This window comes from Chryseobacterium defluvii, from assembly GCF_014204415.1.
Classification (GTDB): domain Bacteria; phylum Bacteroidota; class Bacteroidia; order Flavobacteriales; family Weeksellaceae; genus Chryseobacterium; species Chryseobacterium defluvii_A.
In genome coordinates this window covers 763,549-786,340 of record NZ_JACHLE010000001.1, presented here as the reverse complement: position 1 = coordinate 786,340, position 22,792 = coordinate 763,549, and the positions used below count along the sequence as shown (strand labels likewise).

General features: G+C 36.9%; 24 protein-coding genes. 20 read left to right on the top strand and 4 right to left on the bottom strand.

What is annotated here, in order from left to right:
• Positions 1-155: 155 nt before the first annotated feature.
• The 5 genes from porQ (at position 156) to HNP38_RS03515 (ending at position 3,455) form a co-directional block, all read left to right on the top strand.
• Positions 156-1,148 carry a type IX secretion system protein PorQ gene (gene porQ, locus HNP38_RS03535; RefSeq protein WP_184184532.1) on the top strand — a complete coding sequence of 331 codons (993 nt, stop codon included), beginning with the start codon at positions 156-158 and terminating at the stop codon, positions 1,146-1,148.
• 300 nt (positions 1,149-1,448) lie between these two features.
• Positions 1,449-2,123, top strand: coding sequence for a (d)CMP kinase (gene cmk, locus HNP38_RS03530; RefSeq protein ID WP_184184529.1), 675 nt, complete (start codon positions 1,449-1,451; stop codon positions 2,121-2,123).
• A 94-nt stretch (positions 2,124-2,217) separates the two neighbouring features.
• Complete coding sequence (locus tag HNP38_RS03525) at positions 2,218-2,568, top strand: YtxH domain-containing protein (protein ID WP_184184526.1); 351 nt, start codon at positions 2,218-2,220, stop codon at positions 2,566-2,568.
• Positions 2,569-2,645: 77 nt separating this feature from the next.
• Positions 2,646-2,954, top strand: coding sequence for a phage holin family protein (locus HNP38_RS03520; RefSeq protein WP_184184523.1), 309 nt, complete (start codon positions 2,646-2,648; stop codon positions 2,952-2,954).
• 3 nt (positions 2,955-2,957) lie between these two features.
• The gene (locus tag HNP38_RS03515; RefSeq protein ID WP_184184520.1) at positions 2,958-3,455 is read left to right on the top strand and encodes a phosphoribosyl-ATP pyrophosphatase; all 498 of its coding nucleotides are present in this window, start codon (positions 2,958-2,960) and stop codon (positions 3,453-3,455) included.
• A gap of 77 nt (positions 3,456-3,532) precedes the next feature.
• Here the strand turns inward: HNP38_RS03515 and HNP38_RS03510 are convergent, their stop codons facing one another.
• Positions 3,533-4,258, bottom strand: a complete 726-nt coding sequence (locus HNP38_RS03510) for a TrmH family RNA methyltransferase (protein WP_184184518.1) — start codon at positions 4,256-4,258, stop codon at positions 3,533-3,535.
• Here HNP38_RS03510 and HNP38_RS03505 point away from each other — a divergent pair.
• Positions 4,244-6,844: a BamA/TamA family outer membrane protein gene (locus HNP38_RS03505; RefSeq protein ID WP_184184515.1), complete on the top strand. Its 2,601-nt coding sequence runs from the start codon at positions 4,244-4,246 to the stop codon at positions 6,842-6,844. The genes HNP38_RS03510 and HNP38_RS03505 overlap by 15 nt on opposite strands.
• Here HNP38_RS03505 and HNP38_RS03500 read toward each other — a convergent pair.
• Positions 6,841-7,458 carry an ElyC/SanA/YdcF family protein gene (locus tag HNP38_RS03500; RefSeq protein ID WP_184184512.1) on the bottom strand — a complete coding sequence of 206 codons (618 nt, stop codon included), beginning with the start codon at positions 7,456-7,458 and terminating at the stop codon, positions 6,841-6,843. The two genes, HNP38_RS03505 and HNP38_RS03500, sit on opposite strands and share 4 nt — an antisense overlap.
• Complete coding sequence (locus tag HNP38_RS03495) at positions 7,455-8,579, bottom strand: ferredoxin--NADP reductase (RefSeq protein WP_184184509.1); 1,125 nt, start codon at positions 8,577-8,579, stop codon at positions 7,455-7,457. Before HNP38_RS03495 ends, HNP38_RS03500 begins: the two co-directional genes overlap by 4 nt.
• A gap of 32 nt (positions 8,580-8,611) precedes the next feature.
• Between HNP38_RS03495 and HNP38_RS03490 the strand changes: the two genes are divergently transcribed.
• The 14 genes from HNP38_RS03490 to HNP38_RS03425 all read left to right on the top strand — a co-directional run bounded on the left by HNP38_RS03490 (position 8,612) and on the right by HNP38_RS03425 (position 22,055).
• Positions 8,612-9,166 (top strand): TlpA family protein disulfide reductase, encoded by a 555-nt coding sequence (locus HNP38_RS03490; protein WP_184184505.1) that lies wholly within the window; start codon positions 8,612-8,614, stop codon positions 9,164-9,166.
• A gap of 18 nt (positions 9,167-9,184) precedes the next feature.
• Entirely contained in the window at positions 9,185-10,153 is a 969-nt protein-coding gene (locus tag HNP38_RS03485) for a FecCD family ABC transporter permease (protein WP_184184502.1), read from the top strand.
• Positions 10,154-10,339: 186 nt separating this feature from the next.
• The gene (locus HNP38_RS03480; RefSeq protein ID WP_184184499.1) at positions 10,340-10,717 is read left to right on the top strand and encodes a GxxExxY protein; all 378 of its coding nucleotides are present in this window, start codon (positions 10,340-10,342) and stop codon (positions 10,715-10,717) included.
• 113 nt (positions 10,718-10,830) lie between these two features.
• The gene (locus tag HNP38_RS03475) at positions 10,831-11,754 is read left to right on the top strand and encodes an ABC transporter ATP-binding protein (RefSeq protein WP_184184496.1); all 924 of its coding nucleotides are present in this window, start codon (positions 10,831-10,833) and stop codon (positions 11,752-11,754) included.
• A 162-nt stretch (positions 11,755-11,916) separates the two neighbouring features.
• The gene (locus tag HNP38_RS03470; protein ID WP_184184493.1) at positions 11,917-12,366 is read left to right on the top strand and encodes a MarR family winged helix-turn-helix transcriptional regulator; all 450 of its coding nucleotides are present in this window, start codon (positions 11,917-11,919) and stop codon (positions 12,364-12,366) included.
• A 56-nt stretch (positions 12,367-12,422) separates the two neighbouring features.
• The gene (locus HNP38_RS03465) at positions 12,423-14,828 is read left to right on the top strand and encodes a 3-hydroxyacyl-CoA dehydrogenase/enoyl-CoA hydratase family protein (protein ID WP_184184490.1); all 2,406 of its coding nucleotides are present in this window, start codon (positions 12,423-12,425) and stop codon (positions 14,826-14,828) included.
• Positions 14,829-14,877: 49 nt separating this feature from the next.
• A complete protein-coding gene (locus HNP38_RS03460; protein ID WP_184184486.1) occupies positions 14,878-15,240 on the top strand; it encodes a four helix bundle protein in 363 nt (120 codons plus the stop codon).
• Between the two features lie 49 nt (positions 15,241-15,289).
• Positions 15,290-16,468: an acetyl-CoA C-acyltransferase gene (locus HNP38_RS03455; protein WP_184184483.1), complete on the top strand. Its 1,179-nt coding sequence runs from the start codon at positions 15,290-15,292 to the stop codon at positions 16,466-16,468.
• Positions 16,422-16,856: a four helix bundle protein gene (locus HNP38_RS03450; protein WP_317166695.1), complete on the top strand. Its 435-nt coding sequence runs from the start codon at positions 16,422-16,424 to the stop codon at positions 16,854-16,856. The genes HNP38_RS03455 and HNP38_RS03450 overlap by 47 nt, the downstream gene beginning before the upstream one ends.
• Positions 16,857-16,904: 48 nt before the next feature.
• Entirely contained in the window at positions 16,905-18,695 is a 1,791-nt protein-coding gene (locus tag HNP38_RS03445) for an acyl-CoA dehydrogenase family protein (RefSeq protein WP_184184479.1), read from the top strand.
• A gap of 94 nt (positions 18,696-18,789) precedes the next feature.
• Positions 18,790-19,092 (top strand): hypothetical protein, encoded by a 303-nt coding sequence (locus tag HNP38_RS03440; RefSeq protein WP_184184476.1) that lies wholly within the window; start codon positions 18,790-18,792, stop codon positions 19,090-19,092.
• A gap of 45 nt (positions 19,093-19,137) precedes the next feature.
• Positions 19,138-19,473, top strand: coding sequence for a YegP family protein (locus tag HNP38_RS03435; protein ID WP_184184473.1), 336 nt, complete (start codon positions 19,138-19,140; stop codon positions 19,471-19,473).
• Positions 19,474-19,551: 78 nt separating this feature from the next.
• A complete protein-coding gene (locus HNP38_RS03430) occupies positions 19,552-19,998 on the top strand; it encodes a phosphohydrolase (RefSeq protein ID WP_184184470.1) in 447 nt (148 codons plus the stop codon).
• 8 nt (positions 19,999-20,006) lie between these two features.
• Positions 20,007-22,055 carry a M48 family metallopeptidase gene (locus tag HNP38_RS03425; RefSeq protein WP_184184467.1) on the top strand — a complete coding sequence of 683 codons (2,049 nt, stop codon included), beginning with the start codon at positions 20,007-20,009 and terminating at the stop codon, positions 22,053-22,055.
• Here HNP38_RS03425 and HNP38_RS03420 read toward each other — a convergent pair.
• The gene (locus HNP38_RS03420) at positions 22,052-22,768 is read right to left on the bottom strand and encodes a DUF2490 domain-containing protein (protein WP_184184464.1); all 717 of its coding nucleotides are present in this window, start codon (positions 22,766-22,768) and stop codon (positions 22,052-22,054) included. The two genes, HNP38_RS03425 and HNP38_RS03420, sit on opposite strands and share 4 nt — an antisense overlap.
• Positions 22,769-22,792 lie beyond the last annotated feature (24 nt).

The following is a 22,792-nucleotide window of genomic DNA, read 5'->3' as shown; positions in this document are numbered from 1 at the left end:
TTATAATTTCCGGTTGGCAAACTTCTTTAAAATTTGACTTTGCAAATATAATCATTAAAAATATTGGAAAAAGAAAAATATTTACGTGCAAATAATGTTAGAAATATTTTGAAAAGTACGAAAAAGGATTATTTTTGCATTAATTATAAATTGATTTGAAGAAAATTATCGTTTTTTCATTACTTCTGTCAGGAATGGTTTCCCAAGCACAAATGGGAACCCATGTTTATCCTTTCTTAAATATCCCTGTATCTGCCAGGCAGGCTGCATTGGGGGGCGATGTAATCTCTATCAGGGATCATGATGTCTCTTTTGCCATTGCCAATCCTGCTCTATTGAATAAGGATTCGGACAAGCAGCTTTCTGTAAATGCAACAGCTTATCTTGCAGACTCAAAATACGGCACCATTGCTTTTGCCAAGGATTTTGACAACGGGCACATGGCGACTATTAATGCCAGATACATGAGCTATGGAAATATTCCGAGGACAGATGACAGTGGTTTTGAAAATGGAGAATTTTCCGCATCCGATGTTGCAATCGGAGCCGGCTATGCCTATCAGTTTGAAGAAGACTGGACGATTGGCGGGGGCCTCAATTTCATTACTTCAAAAATTGATAATTACACTTCTTCCGCTATTGCCGGAAATGCAGGGATAACCTATCACAATAAAAAAAGCAAAGAAGTGCTCTCTCTGGTTTGCAGAAATTTCGGATATCAGTTCAAATCTTTCAACGGAGAAAGAGAAAACCTTCCCTTCAGGGTAGATCTGGGCTATACTAAAATTTTAAAGGTCTTTCCTGTAGCCATTACTATTACAGCCCATGACCTTCAAAAATTTGACATTTCCTCCGAATATAATGTGAACGGACAGGAAGTGAATCTGGGTAGAAAAATTGCAGACCATTTTTCTTTGGGCGCCGAATTATTTCCTGAAAAAGGCTTCAATATACGGTTAGGGTACAATGTAAAAAGAGGAAATGAGCTTGCTGTAGCCGATCAGAGAAATTTCTCAGGGCTTTCCGCCGGATTCGGGATCAAGCTTTCAAGATTCCGCATAGACTATGCCCATGTAAGATACCACAACTCTTCCAATGTTAACCAGATAGGAGTTTCCGTAGATCTCAGCAGCAACAGAGGATATTAAAGCCAGCCTTAAAAACATCTCAGAATATTTAAAAATTGCAGAATTTAATTTTAAGCACAATTCTTTATAACACTTAAGATTAAGTGGTTCTGTCATAGTAAAATGAGAACACATTAGTTTTCATGAAAATCAATGATTTTCATCTGATATGAGCTTTGCTCATTCTCAAAAACTTAAACTTAAACATACTTATGTGTCCTAAAGTGTTGAAAAACTATTGTGACTTTTTAGTTTATTGAAAATTTAGACAGTTTCTAAGAAAACCCTTGGTTTTAAAAAAAAAATCTTGAAATTTGCGGTATGAAAAAACCTGTAATCGCTATAGATGGGTACTCATCTACCGGAAAAAGTTCAATATCAAAGGTCATTGCTGATAAACTTGGACTCATTCATCTGGATACGGGAGCCCTTTACAGGGGGGTCACCTGGTTTGCCCTGCAAACCTGTAAAGATGAGAACGGAACCATAGACCTGAATCAGCTTTTTTCTTCCTTAGAAAAAATTCAGCTTGAATTTAAAAATGATGAAGGAGAACTGGTCCTCTATCTCAATCATAAGGATATTTCTAAAGAGATCCGTACCAATGAAGTTTCCGACAACGTAAGTCTGGTGGCAAAACAGAAGGAAGTAAGGGATTTTTTACTTCAATCTCAACGCAATCTGGCAGAAAAAGGCGGCATTATTATGGATGGGCGTGACATAGGGACAGTAGTTCTGCCAAATGCTGACTTCAAGTTCTTCCTTACGGCAAGCATAGATGAAAGGACGAAAAGAAGATATAATGAGCTTTTGAGCCTGGGAATTGAAGCAGATGAACAGCAGGTGAAAGAAAACCTTATCGAAAGGGACAAAATAGACAGTGAGAGGGAAATTGCCCCATTGAAGCAGGCTGATGACGCTATTGTTATAGATAATACTCATATGACAAAGAGAGAAACCATTGAAAGTATTTTATCTTACATTCATAAGATTTAACAAATTTTAATAAGACAAAACTGTTCATTTGGTATATTAATTGTAATTACTATTACTGTAAAAAACTAATTTATTAACTATTAAAAAACAAAAAATGTCTAGAAAAGGAAACAATACAGCGGGTATATTAGCGGGACTTCTTGCAGGCGCTGCTGCAGGGGTAGTATTAGGAATGCTTTATGCTCCGGAAGAAGGTAAAGAAACTAGAAAAAAAATAAAGGATAAGGCAAATGATCTTAAAGATCAGGCAAAAAACAAATACGGAGAAGTTTCTGAAAAAGTAAAAGATCAGTATAGCAACATCTCTTCCACTTTTAAAGAAACAGCGAACAATGTGGCTCATACCGTAAAAGACGGGTATGATAAATACAAAGATCAGATCGTTTCCAAAACTACTGATGTAGTAAAAGATGTGGAAGCGGAATTAAATGATCTTAAAAAATAAAACCTCAATTAATTTTTAAATTGTGAAAGGAACTTTGTGCATTCAGGTTCCTTTTTTTGTAACTTTAAAAAAAAACAATGATAGAGACTATAAAAGAGTACACATCGAAAAGAATAGATCTGCTGAAGATTGAAGCTACGGAAAAATCTTCGCTTTCTGCAGGGATCATTACTTACCTTGTTGTACTGTTGGTAGCTTTTGCTTTTTTTATCATTCTTTTCAATTTCGGGATAGCATTTCTTATCGGTAAGGCATTAGACAATAATTCTTATGGTTTTTTAATTGTCGCCGCTTTTTACTTCACGGTGATGCTTCTTATCATTGCTTTTAAAAGGACTATTGTAAATTCTGTAGCTGATCAGGTTATTAAATTTTTAAATCATTAAACTATGGGCAGAAACTATGAGAGCTTAAATGAATTAAGAAGGAAGAAAAAATTATTGAAAAACGAGATCAATGACCTGGAAAATCTTCTCACCTTCAAAAATACCAAAGAAAGCTTAAGTGCATTCACCAATGGTTTAACAGACCAGTACCTGCAGGAAAAAACGGATGAGGACGGTGAAGAGAAAATAGTTTTGAGAAAAGACGTTATTGCCAAGCAGATTACCTCTGAGATCAAAGATGTACTGATCAGCAAAAATACGGCAATGGGAATTGCCAATTCGGCTTTTAAGGGAAATGCCATGGATGCTGTTATCAAACTTGGAATTACTGCTTTAATAGGAAATTATGCCAAAAAAAATATGAGTAGCCCCAACTGGAAAAAGAAACTTTTGGGTGCAGCCATGATCTATCTGGCACCGGTAGCCTTAAAATTTGTAAGGAAAAAATTAGAAAACTATCAGAAAAACAAAAGCGTTTCCAGTATGGAACAGCTTATATAGAAGTTAGATATTAGAGGTTAGAAGTTAGCTGAAATTCAGCGGAATTTAAATTTTGAAATCAATAACCTCTAATATCTCTATTTAGAAAACAATTGTCCCAATATAATCCCTGCTGCCATAGAAACATTCAGGCTTTCCGTAGATTGTGACTTTCCAAATCGTGGGATACTGATTTTTTTATGAAGTAACTTTTCGGTTTCGGGGCGCATTCCGTTCCCTTCATTTCCAAGGATCAGGTTGATTTTTTCAGGTCTTTGGAAAGTGTATAGGTTCTCCCCCTCCATGTCCGTTCCTATATTAATATTTTGGGTTTCCGAGAGATACCTTGCAAGATCACAATACACCATATTGACCCTTGTAAAAGACCCCATACTTGCCTGTATCACTTTCGGGTTGTAAAAATCCACAGTGTCGTTGCTGCAAATGATCTGTTCAATCCCGAACCAGTCTGCAAGGCGGATAATGGTTCCTAAGTTTCCCGGATCCTGAATTCCGTCCAATATCAGTTGTACACTTTTATCTTCCAGTTTTTCTTCCGGATTTATATAACAAACGGCTACAGAATCTTTAGGGGTTTTAAGAAAACTGATTTTTTTAAGCTCATTTTCAGAGATATGGGTCACCGGAATATCTGTACGGTCTAATTTTTGCGGATCAGTAGATAATATTTCTTTAATTTTAAAGTTGGAATGAAAAAGTTCATTAATGGTTTTATTACCTTCAACCAAAAACAAATTGTATTTTTGTCTGAACTTCTTTTTATCCAAAGACTGTAAAACTTTTATTGTATGAGCTGTAAGCATTATAAGAATTCTCCTCAAAAATATTATAAAATTATCTCATTTGCAACATTTGTTGGTCTCCTTTACGCTTGCAGCACTACTAAGAAAGTTCCAGACGGGGAATATTTGCTTACCAAGAATAAATTTGAATTTGAAGATAAGAAAGAATTTTTTGATGAAGAACTGAAAAGCTATGTTCAGCAGAAGCCCAATAAGAAGCAGTTACTTTTTGTACCGCTGGGTTTAGTGTTTTACAATATGGCCAATCCCAAGTACGATACTATTCTTAACGAATACATGACCTATCCCGGCGAAATGAGGAATCAGAAGCTGAGGGATTCTCTTTTCCTGAAATACAATATGAAAAGCAACATAGGTAAAAACCTGTTTTGGGATCGGCTGTTTCACAGCTGGGGATCTCCGCCGGTCATTTTAGACCAGACAAGAACGGGAAAAGGAGCTGAATCTATTGATAAAAGGCTTACCTACAGAGGCTATTGGGACGGAGAGGTAAAATTTAAACATGAGCTGGATTCTGCAGCTAAAAAAGCTGCCGTAACCTACTATATCACCCATAATGATCCAACCTATATTAAAGATTATTATTATAATATCCCGGATCTGAAAATTAAAGAGATCTACCGTCAGCAGATTCATGAAAGCCTTATAAAATCCGGACAGATTCTTGACCAGACCGTGCTGGAAAAAGAAGTGGCAAGGATCAATGAGCTGATGCGGGAGAAAGGATATTATCGGTTTAACAGTTCTAATGAGGATATCTATTTCGTTGCGGATTCACTGAAAAGCAGAAAGCAGGTTCCTCTCACGCTGGAGATTCACAAAGACTCTGCCGATAGTCCGTATAAAATTGCTACCATAGGAAATATAGATGTTGCCGTAGTAGATGAAATGAGTGATTTTTCTAAAAATACCGTTAAAGACAGTTTAAGAGGCATAAGATTCCATAAAGTGGACGAGCAATATAAAACACGGGCATTATGGAGAGCCATTACCGTGGGGCCTAAACAGGTATATGACCAGAAGAAACTGGATCTGACCAAAAGGAATCTTCTGTCTATGAATAATTTCAGCATCCTGAAAGCAAGGGATTCCCTGCGAAGAGGTGGTGATATAGCTCCTAATGACAGTATCATTGACGTGACTTATATCCTGAAACCCCTTCCCAAGTATGAGCTTAAGGTAGGGACTGATATCAATTATTCCCAGCTGTTAAATCTCGGGATTTCCCCTTCAGTTGACCTAACGACAAGAAATATCTTTGGTGGTGCCGAAAACCTTTCCACAAGTCTTGCGGGTACTTTCGGGTCTATCAGGAGTACAAAAGATATCGATAAAAGAGTTCTTGCCTATGAGATCTCAGCCCAGGCTTCATTGAATTTCCCAAGATTGCTTTTGCCTTTTGATTATTACAAATTGCTTCCTAAGCGCTACAGCCCTACTTCATCCATTGTTCTGGGAGTTTCTTCGCAAAATAATATTGGCCTGGGAAGAGTAAATTTTAATACAGGGCTAAATTATATGGCTACTGTAAATGATAAGGTATCTCACAGGCTCACCCTCTTCAATACGCAGTTGAGTTTAACCAAAAATAAAGATGCTTATTATTCTTATTTTGTTAATGATGATGCAGTAAGACGTGATATGTTCGCTAATTATTTTGCTTATAATACTGATGCAGGTGCGGCATTTGAAGCCGGGCAGATTACTATTGATGAAGTATCTCAGCAGATTGTGGAGGATACAAAGTATCTGAGCAATTTAGACCAGCAGGGAGCAGACCTCTTTACTGCCTTCGCTGGAACCCTGATCAATAAGGACAGGCAGACACAGGATGTGATCATATCTTCCATGATTTATAATTTTGTGTATAACGAGATCGGAAAAAAAGATTACCCCAACGCTTTCTATTTTAATGGTAAAGTAGAACTGGCGGGTAATATTTTAAGTATTTTCAACCAGAAAAGAGATGATGGTGGTGTGGTTACCAGCCCGCAGAGAACGATCTTTGGAATACCTTATGCACAGTTTGTGAAATTTGATATCGATGTAAGAAAATATTTTAAGTTTAATACTAACCAGACTTTGGTATTGCGCCAGTTCATAGGAGCAGGAATCCCTTACGGAAATTCTTCTTCCATGCCGGTGATCAGGTCTTATTTCAATGGAGGATCCAACGATATAAGAGCATGGGTTGCTTTTGGAGGATTAGGCCCGGCCGATTCCCAGGTAGATGAAAGAGTACGTACGTATATGACCGATAACCTGAAGCTCACTACTAATATAGAATACAGGGTCCCTTTTAATGAAATGTATGAAGGAGCCCTTTTTACCGATATCGGGAATACATGGAGCCTTAGAAATTATAATGATGGTTATGGTGATGAATTCAAATTCAACAAGTTCTTAAGACAGGTGGGGATAGGAAGCGGATTCGGGTTAAGGGTAAATGTAGCCTATATCACGTTAAGGCTGGATCTTGCATATAAAATTTATGATCCGAACAAACCAGATGGGGAAAAATGGAGATTCAAATACTTCCAGCCCTTCAAACCTACCCTCAATATTGCATTCGGATATCCTTTCTAATCAGGAGAAATACCCAATATAAAATAAACTACAGCAATCACTCTTGCCAGTATTTCCCTAGCCTGGTTTCTGTAGTAGCTTTCCGGTTTGGTAACATCCCGGGCATCGAAACCCAGGGCGTTCATATTATTATTTCTGGCAAAAAATAAGGCCCGGAGATTATGAAACCCCTGTGAAACAATAATTACATTATCTTTTTTATAAACATCTTTACAGCGCAAGATACTTTTATAGGTGTTAAAGCCTTTAGGATCCTCTACGATGATGTCCTCAGGAACCCCTTCCTGATAGATCAGGTATTTTTTCATGGCAGCAGGCTCATTGTAGCCTTTGCTTTTTTCTCCGCTTACAATAATTTTTCTGATCTTTCCGTGATGATAAAGTAAAGCGGCAGCATCCATTCTTTTGGTAAAATAAGGATTGGAGGCTCCGGATCTCGTTTTGGGTGAAGTTCCTAAGACCAATGCTACTTCACGGGGAGGGATTTTAGAGATCTTGGTATATGTCCGGCCATTGGTAAGTGCAAAAACCCAGACATTGGCAAGACATATCAGCAAAATTCCAATTTCAGCCGATATAAAAGTGAGGTTAAATATGTTTTTTATGATTCTCAAGTAAGATCGAAGTTAAGCTTTATTTTTTTACTTTTTGCTATAGACATGCATGCTAAGATATGTCCCTGTGCCTCTTCTTTTTCGGTTAGATATTCATTTTCCAGCAGTTCCACTTCACCCTCTTCCAAAATGCATTCACAGCTTCCGCATATTCCGGATTTACATGAATAAGGAACCGGAAACTTCTGAATCAGTAATTGTTGCAGAATTTTATCTCTGTTATCAGGAAGCACAGCCAGGTATTCCTTTCCTAACATTTTGAATGCAACATTTATATCTTCAATCAGAGGAAATTCCTTCTCAATAGGATAAATATCGTCATTATATTCTTCAAAAAGTTCAAAATGAATATTCTTTTTAGGAATTCCATGATGATAGCATGCATTCGCCAGAGTTTTGATCATCTCCCCTTTTCCGCAGATCAGGACTTCATCCACGGCATCCCAGATCGTAGATTCTTCATCTGTATCATCTAAATGAAGGATCTGGTTGATAATTAAATTCAGCTTTTTCTCATCCAATCTTCCGTAAAAGAATTGATCAGCTGTTTTCTCCTGCGAAAAGAAGTAAAAGATCTGTAATCTTTCACCACATTGCCGGGCAAGAGTATCCAGCAATTCTCTATAAATCAGTTCTTCCGAATTCCTGTTCCCAAAAAACAGGAATAATCTTGTTCTGGGCTCATGATGAAGAATATTCTTAAAATGGCTTAAAATGGGAGTAATCCCAATTCCTGCTGCAAAAGCAACAATGGTCCTGAACTCATTCGGTTTGGAAACCAGCGTAAATCTTCCACCGGGTTCGCTTACCAGTATCCTGTCGCCTTCATTATAGTTCCTGAATAGCTGTGCTGTGGATCCGTCAGGAGAATTCACCTTTATTCCCAAACCTATTTTTTTTTCATAGGGAGCCGTAGTCATTGAATAGTCATTGATCACTTCCTTACCATGAGCATGAAATTTAACGCTCACATACTGGCCTGCCTCAAACCTGAAATTGTCCTGCAGATCCTCGGGAATTTCAAATTCCAGAGAAAAAGTATTTTTGGTCAGTTCTCCCTTTTTCGTTATTTTTAGCTCATGAAACTGCGTCAGTTTCCCCTTATAGATTTGTTGTTCCATAACTTCAATTCAAAAATAGATAAAAAATAATTATGAAGAAGATAATTTTATCAATGTTGATAATGGCTGCTCTTTCCGGCTGTAAAAAAGAAAGCACGAAAACTGATGATACCGTGGTATTCTCAGATTCTGTTTCTACACAGGAACCATCTCCAGCCCCAGTAGCATTAAACGAATTTACACCCCAGAAGACTTCTGAATTTCTGAAGACTAAGAATGACACCTTATATGTCACTAATTTCTTTGCCACCTGGTGTGGGCCATGTGTAAGAGAGATCCCGCATTTTAAAGAAAAAATGGAGGAATTAAAAAACCAGCCTGTAAAATTTACCTTCATTAGTCTTGACAGTAAGGAAGATTGGGCAACTAAGGTTTCCAGCTTTGCAGATGAACAGGGAATTCGTAGCAATACGGTTTTGCTTGACGGCAGCATGCTTGATGAAAACTTCTTTACCTCTAATTTTAAGACTTGGGATGGCAGCTCGATTCCTTTTACCTTCATGAAAAAGGGAGATAAAACACAGGAATTCGTGGGAATGATTGACCAAAGTATGCTTGAGAAAGAAATTGAGAGACTGAAAAAATAATAATCTCTTACTTAAATAATGAAAAAATTCAAAATCCTGTGTCTGGTATTCTTTACCGCTATTATCCTTGCTGCGGTCATTAATCTGAACACAGGATTTTTAAGTTTACACCTTCAGGATTTTTTTCAGGAATCTGCCAACAGCCAGATCGCTGAGATCCGCATTAACCGTGTGCTGGCCATGCTTTTAGCCGGGATCTCAATTCCTACTTCAGGATTTTTAATGCAGGAATATTTTCAGAATCCTTTAGCCGGACCTGATATTTTAGGAATTACCTCAGTAGCAAGCTTATCGGTAGCCTTTTACATATTCTTTTCATACCAAATCCCATTACCTGAGTTTTTGCAGAACAGTTTGCTTAGTTTATCAGCAATCATAGGAGGTTTACTTCTTATGTTGGTTTTAATATCCATGTCCAAAAGATTTCAAGATAAATCCTATCTTATTATTTTCGGGTTCCTTGTTTCCGCTTTTGCCGGAGCTATTGTTTCCCTGCTTCAGTTTTATGCTGAAAATCAAAGCCTGAAAAACTATATTCTATGGTCTTTTGGTGCTAATAATATGGTAACGGGGAACCAGATCATTGTTTTATCCATATTGATATTCATAGGATTGTTTATCTGTTTCAAAACAATAAAGCCTTTAATAGGCAACTCACTGGGAAGCTCCTATGCACAGAGTCTCGGGGTTAATTTACAGCAGCTGAAACTATTGGTTATAGCATGTTCTTCCTTACTCTCCGCTTCTGTTACGGCATTTTTGGGCCCTGTTTTATTTATAGGGATCATTGTTCCGCATTTTTGCAGGCTCATCTATAATCCGGCAAAGCTCTGGCAGCAATGGATCCTTAATATGGGCTTAGGAATGCTGATTATGCTGATATTTTCAATTGTTGCGGAGAAAACCCTTATCCCCCTGAATGTGATAAGCTCCGTATTTGGAATACCTGTGATATTGATGATGCTGTTAAAAGAGAATAAGACTTAAATATAGTTAATCGCAATGACGCTATTTTATTAATTTTAAAGAATAGTTTTTAAGGCGCAAAGGCTTTATCTTCGATAAAAAGAGTAAAGAATACTGAAATATTATATAATGTTTGCTAAAAATATTTGATTTTCTTATCCCCTAGGAATGACATCAACGATTGAGCAACAAAAATAAAAAACACAAATGACAGAAAATGAATTATCAAAAATTGTTTTTGAAGCAGGATTAAAGATCCATAAAAAGCTTGGACCTGGTTTATTTGAAAATGTTTATGAAGAATGTATGTTTCATGAACTTAATAAATCCGGGGTGCTTGTAGAGAAACAAAAAGTTCTATCTATTGTTTATGAAGACCTGACAATTCAAAATGCATTCAGATTGGATATGATTGTTGAGAATAAGTTAATATTAGAAATAAAAGCGGTTGAATATATAAATCCCATTCACAAAGCTCAGCTTTTAACCTATCTTAAAATGACTAACTGTAAATTAGGACTATTGATAAATTTTCAATCTGATATTTTCAAAAATGGAGTAACAAGAGTTGTAAACGGGTTATAAAGTTAATATAGAAATAGGAGAATTTTAAATTTGACAAAGTCAAATTCTCTGCGTCTTAAAAAAACAATTCTTTAAAATTAATAAAATAGCGTCTTCGCGATTAACAAATAATTATGCACCTACAGATCAAACGAGCAAGTATCGGTTATAATACTTCCCTGATTTCAAATGCCAATGCGGATTTGAATTTGGGAGAGGTTTGCCTTTTGATCGGGAATAATGGTGTGGGGAAAACCACCCTTATAAAATCTATACTGCATCAGGTTTCTTTATTAAGCGGAGATATTCTGATCAATAATAAGAATGTAAAAAGTCTCTCCGTTAAAGAAATAGCAGAAAATATTGTGGTTGTTTTTTCAAAATCGGTTATCCCTCAGAATTATACTGTTGAAGACCTTATTTCATTGGGGAAATATATTTATTATCCTTTTTATTTTGAATTAAAGAAACAGGACAGAGAAGAGGTCTCAGATATTATTGAAGAACTCGAACTAACGCAATACAAGCATACACTGCTAAAAAACCTTTCGGATGGTAACCTTCAGAAAGCCTTTATTGGCAGGGCTCTTACTCAGAACTCTCCCGTTATTATCCTGGATGAACCAACCACCCATCTGGATGAGAAAAATAAAATCATCATTCTTAAAACCTTGCGGAAATTGGCCAGGGAACAGAATAAACTCATTCTGTTTTCCTCACATGACTGGCGATTGGCCAAAGAATTTGCTGATAAAATATGGTATGTGAAAAACAATCATCTGTATTCAGGAATTGTTGAAGATGTCCTTCTTCAGCATGAGGAATTAACAAATGCTTCCCTGTTTCATATTCATGAAAGCTTTATTGCCCCCAAAATTTCTGCGCCGGATTTTCATAAGGAAATGCTGTATTCATTACTTCAAAAAAACTTTCAAAAAGATCTCTCTTCCCTCAGATTTGAATTTCACAATAACTTTTGGACTATTTCTGAAGGTAATTTAGAACACCAATGTAAATCTTTCGAAGAAATTGTGAAATTAATCAGAAACATTCATTAATACGCCATTTCTGTTGTTTATTTCATATACTATGCATGCATAGTATTATGCTTGTCATATAATTTAATAACCTTATTATCAATGTATTAATAAAATTTAATGCAAATAAATACTATGCATGCATAATATTTGCTAAATTTGGATAAACCCATTACCACAAAAATGATGGATAATAAAGATAAAATAGAAAATGTAGATTTAATTTTAAAACAGACGTGGTTAGCTGTTTCTAAAATGTATTCCGAACTGGCTCAGGAACATGATTCTACGGCAGTTCAGGCTCTTACTCTTCTTAAAATAGACCCGAAGGAAGGAACAAGGAGTACAAATCTGGGACCTAAAATGGCCATAGAACCTACTTCCCTTACCCGAATCATCAAGCTTTTAGAAGATAACGGATATATCTATAAGGAAAAAACGACCACCGACAAAAGAGAGGTCATTATAAAACTTACAGAAAAAGGATTGAACTCCAGAAACCTTTCAAAAGAAGTTGTCGTTAACTTCAACAAAAAAGTGATGGAAAGAATTCCTCTTGAAAAAATGGAAGTTTTTAAAGAAGTAATGATTGAAATCATGAAAATCGCTAACGATCTAAACAACAGAAAATAAATTAAAATGAAACCGTAAGGTTACATTTGACCAAATAATCAAATAAATATAATCAAATGAAAAGAAGAATCAAACATGTGACGGTTCTCGGTTCAGGAATTATGGGAAGCGGTATCGCAGCTCACTTTGCCAATATTGGCGTGGAAGTATTGCTGCTGGATATCGTTCCTTTTGAACTGACTGAAGCTGAACAAAAAAAAGGTTTGACCAGAGATGATAAAGTGGTAAGAAACAGAATTGCTGCTGAAAACTTTGAAAAGTTGAAAAAAGCAAGCCCTGCCCTGCTCTATTCTCCAAAATTTGCAGACAGGATCAGGATCGGAAATTTTGATGATGATTTATCAAAAATAAAAGACACCGACTGGATTATTGAAGTAGTGGTTGAAAGGCTGGACATCAAGAAAGCCGTTTACGAAAAAATTGAACAGTTCAGAAAACCGGGAACATTAATTTCCTCCAATACATCCGGGATCCCTATTCATTTGCTGACAGAAGGGAGAAGCGATGATTTTAAAAAATATTTCGCAGGAACGCATTTCTTTAATCCTGTAAGATACCTTCCGCTTTTAGAGATTATTCCTACCCAGGATACAGCTCCTGAGATCGTAGATTTCTATATGAATTACGGAGCTAAATTCTTAGGAAAAACAACCGTTCTGGCAAAAGATACCCCTGCGTTTATTGCAAACAGGGTCGGAGTATTTTCAATGATGGACCTGCTTCACAATGTTAAAAAACTGGGATTAACCGTTTCTGAGGTGGATAAATTGACAGGTCCCGTGATCGGGCGTCCTAAGTCTGCAACGTTCAGAACAGCAGATGTGGTAGGTCTTGATACATTAGTACATGTAGCCAATGGAGTTCGCCAAAGCGGTGCCGAGTCTAATGACTTTAATAATGTATTCACCCTTCCGGATTATATCCAGAAGATGGTAGACAATAAGTGGCTGGGCTCTAAAACCGAGCAGGGATTCTATAAAAAAGTAAAAAATGCAGAAGGAAAATCCGAAATTCACGGATTAAATCTTGATACACTGGAATACGAGCTTCAGGGTAAATCTTCTTTTCCTACTTTAGAATTAACAAAAACCATAGATAAACCGATCGACAGATTTAAAGTTCTGATCGGCGGGAAAGATAAAGCCGGAGAATTGTACAGAAAATCCTTAGGATCATTATTCGCGTATGTTTCCCATAAAGTTCCTGAAATTTCTGATGACATCTACAAAATTGATGATGCCATGAGAGCCGGTTTCGGATGGGAAAACGGTCCGTTCGAGATATGGGATGCCGTAGGAATTGCAAAAGGTGTTGAGCTGGCAAAAGATGCAGGCTATGAAGTTTCTGACTGGGCAAAATCACTTGCCGAAAAAGGTGAAACCTTCTACAAAGTGAATGATGAGGGCCAAAGCATCTATTATGACAAGAACTCAGGAAATTACAATAATATTCCGGGACAGGATGCCTTCATCATTTTAGATAACATCAGGAAGAACAAAACACTTTGGAGCAATTCAGGTTCTGCTATTGAAGATTTGGGTGACGGAATCATCAACTTCGAGATCCGTTCAAAAATGAACTCTCTGGGAGGCGAGGTTCTTGACGGACTGAACAGAGCCATTGACTTAGCTGAAAAAGAATATGATGGTTTAGTTGTAGGAAACCAGGGAACAAATTTCTCTGTAGGAGCTAATCTGGCCATGATCCTCATGATGGCTATTGAGCAGGATTGGGATGATCTGAACATGGCAATTGCTTACTTCCAGAAATCTATGATGAGAGTACGCTACTCTTCTGTTCCGGTTGTAGTCGCACCTCACGGAATGACTTTAGGTGGTGGTTGTGAAATGACCATGCATGCAGACCGTGTAGTTGCTGCTGCGGAAACTTATATCGGACTGGTAGAAACCGGTGTTGGAGTAATTCCGGGAGGTGGTGGAACTAAGGAACTTACTTTAAGGACTTCCAGAGAATTTCACAGTGATGACGTAAAAAACAACAGGCTTCGTGATGCCTTCATGAATATCGCTATGGGTAAAGTAGCCACTTCCGCCTATGAAGCATATGATATGGGTATCCTTGAAAAAGGAAAAGATATTGTTGTTGTAAATAAAAACAGACAAATTGCTGAGGCTAAAAGAGTAGCAAGACTATTGGCCGAACAGGGATATACCCAGCCAATCCAGCAATCGGTAAAAGTTTTAGGGAAAGATGCATTAGGAATGTTCTACGTAGGAACTGATCAGATGCTGACCGGAAACTACATTTCTGAACACGATAAGAAAATTGCAGACAAATTAGCGTATGTAATGGTCGGAGGAAACCTTTCCGAACCAACTGTGGTCAACGAACAATACTTATTGAATCTTGAAAGAGAAGCTTTCCTTCAGCTTTGCGGTGAAAGAAAAACATTGGAGAGAATACAGTATATGTTACAGAATGGAAAACCATTGAGAAATTAGACTTGAGACTTTAAGACTTGAGACTAAGAGATAAAAAGCAGGATCTGACATGCATAACATTAAAAAATTAAAAATCTGGAGTGACTCAATTGATTTGTGTGTTGCCGTCTATAAAGCATTAGCAAATTTGCCAAATGATGAAAAGTATGGACTTTCTTCACAAATTAAAAGAGCTGCTGTCTCAATTTCTTCCAATATAGCAGAAGGTGCCGGAAGAGAAAGAGAAAAGGAATTTTATTATTTTTTGAGTATTGCATATGGTTCTTCTTATGAACTTCAAACTCAGCTAATAATTTGTGAAAAATTGAATTTTATTTCAGAAGAAATAAATCAACCTTTACTCAATAAGCTTGATGAAGTTCAGAAAATGATTTATGCTTTTAAAGAAAATATTAATAAAAAAGTTATATAAAAAACAGACAAGAGTCTCAGATCTCTTGTCTCAAAATCTCTAATCTAAAATGAAGACAGCATATATAGTAAAGGGTTACAGAACTGCCGTTGGAAAAGCTCCAAAAGGAAGTTTAAGATTTACAAGACCCGATGTAATGGCGGCAACAGTTATCGAAAAACTGATGGCAGATGTTCCGCAATTGGATAAAAACAGGATTGATGACCTTATTGTAGGAAATGCAATGCCTGAAGCTGAGCAGGGATTAAACGTAGCCCGTTTGATTTCCTTAATGGGATTGAATACAGACAAAGTTCCGGGAGTTACTGTGAACAGGTATTGTGCATCAGGAAGTGAGGCTATCGCTATTGCTTCAGCCAAAATTCAGGCAGGAATGGCAGACTGTATCATCGCAGGAGGTACGGAATCCATGTCATATATCCCGATGGGTGGCTACAAGCCTGTCCCTGAGACGGATATTGCAAAAACTAACCCTGATTACTACTGGGGAATGGGCTACACTGCGGAAGAAGTAGCCAAACAATATAAGATCACAAGAGAAGAACAGGATCAGTTTGCTTTTGAATCCCATCAGAAAGCATTAAAGGCAATCACTGAAAATAAATTTGCCAGCCAGATTGTATCTATTCCTGTTGAATATAACTTCCTGGATGAAAATCAGAAAATGCAGACAAAGAAATTTGATTTTTCTGTAGATGAAGGTCCCAGAAAAGATACTTCATTAGAAGGTTTGACAAAACTAAAGCCTGTTTTTGCCAACGGAGGAAGCGTAACCGCCGGAAACTCTTCACAAATGAGCGACGGGGCGGCTTTCGTGATCGTGATGAGCGAAGAAATGGTAAAAGAATTAGGACTACAGCCTGAAGCAAGACTGGCAGCTTATGCGGCAGCCGGACTTGAGCCAAGGATTATGGGTATGGGACCGATTTATGCTATTCCAAAAGCTTTAAAACAGGCAGGTTTAGAATTAAAGGATATCGAATTGATCGAATTGAATGAAGCATTTGCATCACAGTCCGTTGCCATCAAAAAAGAATTAGGATTAAATCCTGACATTTTAAATGTAAACGGAGGCGCCATCGCACTTGGTCACCCGCTGGGATGTACAGGAACCAAGCTTACCGTGCAGTTGCTGGATGAAATGAGAAAACGCGGCAACAAGTACGGAATGGTTTCTATGTGTGTGGGAACAGGACAGGGTGCTGCTTCAATCTTTGAGTTGCTTTAGACAAAAGACAAAGAATAAAGAGAAAAGAATAAAGACTTACAATTTTAAGAATCTGAATATTTGGAGATTTTCTATAGAACTGACAGATGAGATTTATATTCTTACGGATAGTTTTCCAAAAAGTGAGGAATTTGGATTAAAATCTCAAATCAGAAGATGTTCCGTTTCTGTCGCTTCAAATATTGCAGAAGGCTCAAGCAGGAGTTCTAATAAAGATTTTAATAGGTTTTTAGAAATTAGTCTCGGTTCTCTTTATGAATTACAAACTCAAATTATAATCTCTTCGAACAGAAATTATTTTGATCTGTCCAAACTTGAAAATATAGAAAATAAAATCACAGAATTACAGAAAATGATTTCCGGCTTTCAAAAAAACTTAAAATTGTAAGTCTTTATTCTTTTCTCTTTATTCTTTTAATCTAAAAAATTTAAAATAATGAGCGATACACTTAATAAAACATTAAAAGGCGGTGAGTTCCTGATCAGAGAAATTCCTGCTAATGAGATCTTTTCTTTGGAGGAGCTTTCAGAAGAACAAAAAATGCTTCGTGATTCCGCAAAGGAATTTATTGACAGAGACGTGGTTCCGCAAAAAGAACGTTTTGAAAAGAAAGATTATGCATTCACTGAAGAGGTAATGCGTAAGCTTGGAGAAATGGGATTATTGGGAATTGCGGTTCCTGAAGAATATGGAGGTCTTGGAATGGGCTTTGTGACGACTATGCTGGCATGTGATTACATTTCAGGAGTTACAGGTTCATTGGCAACAGCTTATGGGGCACATACCGGAATCGGGACACTTCCTATCCTGCTTTACGGTTCAGAAGAGTTAAAGAAAAAATACCTTCCGGATCTGGCAGCAGGTACAAAATTCGGGGCATACTGCCTTACGGAACCGGATGCAGGTTCTGATGCCAATTCAGGAAAAACGAAAGCAAAACTTTCTGAAGATGGAAAACATTATATCATCAACGGGCAGAAAATGTGGATTTCCAATGCAGGGTTTGCAGATACATTCACTTTATTTGCTAAAATAGATGATGATAAGAACATTACGGGCTTTGTGATCAACCGTTCCGAGCTCGAAAATCCGGGAAGCCTTACTTTTGGTGAAGAAGAACATAAATTAGGGATCCGTGCCTCCTCTACCCGTCAGGTTTTCTTTAATGATATGAAAATTCCTGTTGAGAACCTTTTGGGTGAAAGAAATAACGGGTTCAAAATCGCTCTTAATGCATTGAATGTAGGCCGTATCAAATTGGCAGCAGCCTGCCTTGATGCTCAAAGAAGGATTTTGAATCATTCTATCCAGTATTCTAATGAAAGAAAACAATTCGGGGTTTCTATTTCAACTTTCGGTGCGATCAGAAAGAAGATTGCTGAAATGGCTGCGGGAACCTTCGTAAGCGAATCAGGATCATACAGAGCGGCTAAAAATGTTCAGGATAAAATTGATGAGCTGGTTGCAGGCGGATTAGACCATCAGGCAGCAGAATTGAAAGGTGTGGAAGAATTTGCGGTAGAATGCTCTATCCTTAAAGTTTTCGTTTCCGATCTTGCCCAGCTTACCGCTGATGAAGGAATCCAGGTATATGGTGGGATGGGATTCTCCGAAGATACTCCGATGGAAGCAGCATGGAGAGATTCAAGGATTTCAAGGATCTATGAAGGAACCAATGAGATCAACAGGCTTTTATCTGTAGGAATGCTCATCAAGAGAGCAATGAAAGGAGAATTGGATCTGTTATCCCCTGCAATGGCTATCAGCAAAGAATTAATGGGTATCCCTTCATTTGAAGTGCCTGATTATTCTGCATTCATGAGTGAAGAAAAAGCCATTGTGGCCAATCTTAAGAAAGTATTTTTAATGGTTTCTGGTGCTGCCCTTCAGAAATATATGACCGAAATTGAAAAGCAGCAGCATTTATTATTGAATGCCTCAGAGATCCTTAACCAGATCTACATGGCGGAATCTACTATATTAAGAGTAGAAAAGCACTTCTCCCCTGACTCTGTGGAAGCAGCAATGGCTCAGCTGAATCTTTATAAAGCAGTTGAAAAGATCATCGCTGCCGCCAAAGAAGGAATTGTTTCTTTTGCCGAAGGAGATGAGCAGAGAATGATGCTTTCAGGATTGAGAAGGTTTACCAAATATACCAATCAGCCGAATGTAGTGGCATTAACTGAAAAGATTGCTGCACACTATATTGAAAAAGGACATTATTAGTCTTTAAACCAGATAATTTGATTTTAAACGTCTCTTTTGGAGGCGTTTTTTTGTTTTTAATAAATTTTCTTTAATTTTATTGAAAATTCAATTGATGAAAACAATATTAATTCCTTTTATCCTAGTTTCAGTGTTGGTTTCTGCCCAGAAAAAAGAAAAAGTGCTGCCATCACCGAAAACAGGTCCCATAAAGATCTATGAATATAATGATCTGATGAAACTACAAAATAAAAGTTCTTTAGAGCGTCAACAGAAAAAAGAATATGAAATGCCTGTTGCTAAGCCAAAGAATGATTTCGTATATTCAGGTTTAAATGAGCCTCAAAAAGATCATTCGGAATATAAAATTCTGAATTCAACTCCTCCTGAAAAGCCTGAAAATGAACCAAAAAAATAATTAATCAAAACTAAGCTATAACCAAAAATTTTAAAATATCAAACTATGGGAAAATTTATTATCTCCAAAAGAACCAACGACGATTTTCAATTCAATTTAAAGGCTGGAAACGGACAGGTTATCCTAACCAGCCAGGGATATGGATCCAGATCTGCCTGTGAAAACGGCATTGAATCGGTGAGAACCAATTCCGGAAGTGATTCAAACTTTGAAAGAAAAACCGCATCAGATGACAGATGTTATTTCAATTTAAAAGCAGGCAATGGCCAGGTCATAGGAACCAGCCAGATGTACGAATCGGAGAACGGGATGGAAAACGGGATAGAATCTGTAAAAACCAATGCTCCGGGAGCCGTGGTGGAAGACGAGACCGGCCGATAAGATCATGTAAAATAATTAATACAAAAATGCTTCACAATCCTGAGGCATTTTTTATTTTTGTAATCTATTTCCATTGGAATGACAAAAGAAGACTTACTATATAAAGCCATAAAAATTGCTGACAGAGCCCATAAAGGGCAGACCGATAAATATGATGCCCCTTATATTGCCCATGTAATGCGTGTAATGGAGTATGGTAAAACGATGGACGAAAAAATTGTCGGAGTTCTTCACGATGTTGTTGAAGATCATCCTGCTGAATTTAGCCTCGATTATTTAAGAAGTGAGGGCTTTCCGGAGTACATCCTGTTCGCAGTCAGCTGTCTCACCAAATTTGATCCCGATGAAGACTATGATGACTTTATCAGGAGAACGGAAAGATCCCCTTTGGCTGTAGCCGTAAAGTTGAACGATCTCCGTGATAATATGGATCTGAGAAGGGTAAACCGCGAGCTTACTCCTAAAGATATCAAAAGACTCAATAAATATTTAAAGGCATACCGATATTTGACAGAGAAATACTAAAAATCCAAATGAATAACCTCCCTAAAATTTCTTCGGTTTACAAGAGTAAGCTGGCTTCCGCAATTGTATCAGTTTTGATATTTTTCACCCTCTATTTTGTTTTAATTTTAATTTCACTCCTTTTAATTTTCTTATTAGGTTACGGAGCTGTTAAGATCTTGGCTTTTGATATAAACACCTTCACTATCATTGCGGCAATAGGACTGTTTAGTATCGGTCTTTTTGTGTTTTACTTCCTGATAAGATTTATTTTTTCTAATCCGCATTACGATAAAAGCCACCTGATCGAAATTACACGTAATCACCAGCCCGAGCTTTTTGCAGTTATTGATGGGATCGTACTGGAAACCAATGTTCAAGCACCTAAAAAAGTTTTTCTTTCTCCGGATGTAAATGCGAGTGTAAGCTATGATTCCATTTTCTGGAGTATGTTCTTACCGGCAAAGAAGAATCTGACCATCGGTATAGGGCTTATCAATTCCACAAGTGTAGGTGAATTAAAAACGATCCTGGCCCACGAGTTCGGCCATTTTTCCCAAAAGAGTATGAAAGTGGGAGGATATGTCAATCAGGCAGAGAAAATTATTTTTGAAACAGTGTATAACAATAAGAATTATGAAGCCTTTATTTTGGAAGGGTCCGGATATGCGGCTTTTAAATTCTTCGGACTTATTTCTATAGGCTTTATCAGTGTATTTCAGTTTATTCTAAAAAGCGTTTCAAACTTCTTATTTAAAAATCATGCTTCATTACAGAGAGAAATGGAATATCATGCCGATGCTATTTCGACTTATATTACCAATCCTAAGGAGCAGGTGTCTTGTTTATTAAGACTTGAGCTAAGCCAGTCGGCATTGGATAATTCATTATTATTCTACACAAATAGCGAGCAAAAATACCTTCCTGAAAATCTTTATGAAAATCAAAGCTCATTAATGAAGATTATTAGCGAAAAAAATAATCATTCTTATGAGAACGGCTTACCAAAGGTGGATGCAGAAGATATAAAACGCTATAATAAAACGAAAATAGAGATCGAGGATCAATGGGCATCTCACCCTGATATTGATAAAAGGATCGAGAAGATCTGGAAAAACAATACTAAAAACTGCCTTGAAAATAATGACCTCGCTAAAAATATTGTTCACGGATTTGATAATATATGTAAGATACTGACTAATAAGTATCTGACCTTATACCACATTAAAAATGTCGGTAAAGTGATTGATGATAAGGAATTCGTAAGCCTGTATCTTGAAAAGTACCCATATCAGACCATGAATACCCATTTTAATGGATATTATGAAAGGCATCATCCTGTTTTGGAAAATATTGACGCGATAATTAATACTACTGATCAACATATTAAAGCCGATGGCTTTTTTAGTGATAAAAATGTTTCATTAGTCCACGAAAAAATAGGAATTGAAAATGATTTGAATACCTTAAACTACCTTATAGCCAATCCCAAAGTAATTAAAACTTTCAAATATAACGGAGCTCTTTATAAAACAAAGGATTCGGAAAATTTAATCCCGGAACTCTCTCAAAATCTTGAAAACGTGAAAGCCATCCTGGCTGAAAATGACAGACAGATATTCTTATATTTTTACAGTAATGCCGATACTCAAAATAAAACGGTCTTAGCAGATAAATACAGGAAATTTGCGATTATAGACAGGGAGTATGATGAATTTCATGGCTCAATCAATGAATTTATAAAGCATATACAATTCATGACCACTCAATTACCTTTTGATCAGATACGGAAGTACAGAGCGGTATTACTCAACCAGGAAAAACCTTTTAAAAAGAAACTCAATGAATTTCTAGAGATTTCCAGTTATAAGGATCTATTAACAGAACAGCATCAGAATGTGCTGAAACAATTCATAGATTCTGAGTATATTTATTTTAATAATGACCACTATATCCAAAAAGAGGTCAATGCAGTATTTACTTTAGTGAATGAATATCAGACAATACTCAACAAAATTTATCTGGATTTCAAAGAAGAATTATTAAATTTCCAGGCAGGTTTGAAAAAAGTTCCTTAATCCGCACCCGGGAAATCATAAGATTTTGTTTCAGGTTTTGTTCCGTCAATATTGATATTGATGGCAAGGTAAAGAAAATGTAGGTTTTTATTTCCTGAAGCTTCGAATTCCCTTTGCCAGAGATACCCTGCTGCCAGCCCGAAGTTATCATCTATCTGATAACCGAATCCTCCATATACCCTGTTTCTGGCAAATGTAGGCTTCATAGGCGTTACAAAGAAAAGCTCATCATATACGTTGGCAAAAACAGTTCCCGGCTTTACGCTTTTGGCATTCAAAGGAACGGTGATGTTCAAACGGTAACGGAAACGGTTTCTTGTAGAATTTCTATCTGTTTTAGGCTCATAAAACCAACTCTGCTCGGCACGGAAACGGTTTTCAAATTTTACGACTCCTTTTTTGATGTCGATCACATCCTGCAGCCAGACCCTGAACTCCTCTCTGCTTAAGGAATGATTTTTATAGCTCACATACCTTCCAAGACCGATAAAAGGTTTATGATTTTTGGTAAGATTGTATCCCAATCCCCCTTTTATTTCATAATAATCAGGATAACTGAATTCCTCATTCCCTCTTAACTGCCCTTCTGCATACAGGAAAAACTTGGGATGAAACTTATAGGTGAGCGTGAGTGCATTGAAGCTGGAAATATGTTCCTGCGCCTTAAAAAAAGTAATGGAGAAAAATAAACTCAGGCCTAAAAAAAGTTTCATAAAAAATTTTTGCAAAAATATAGC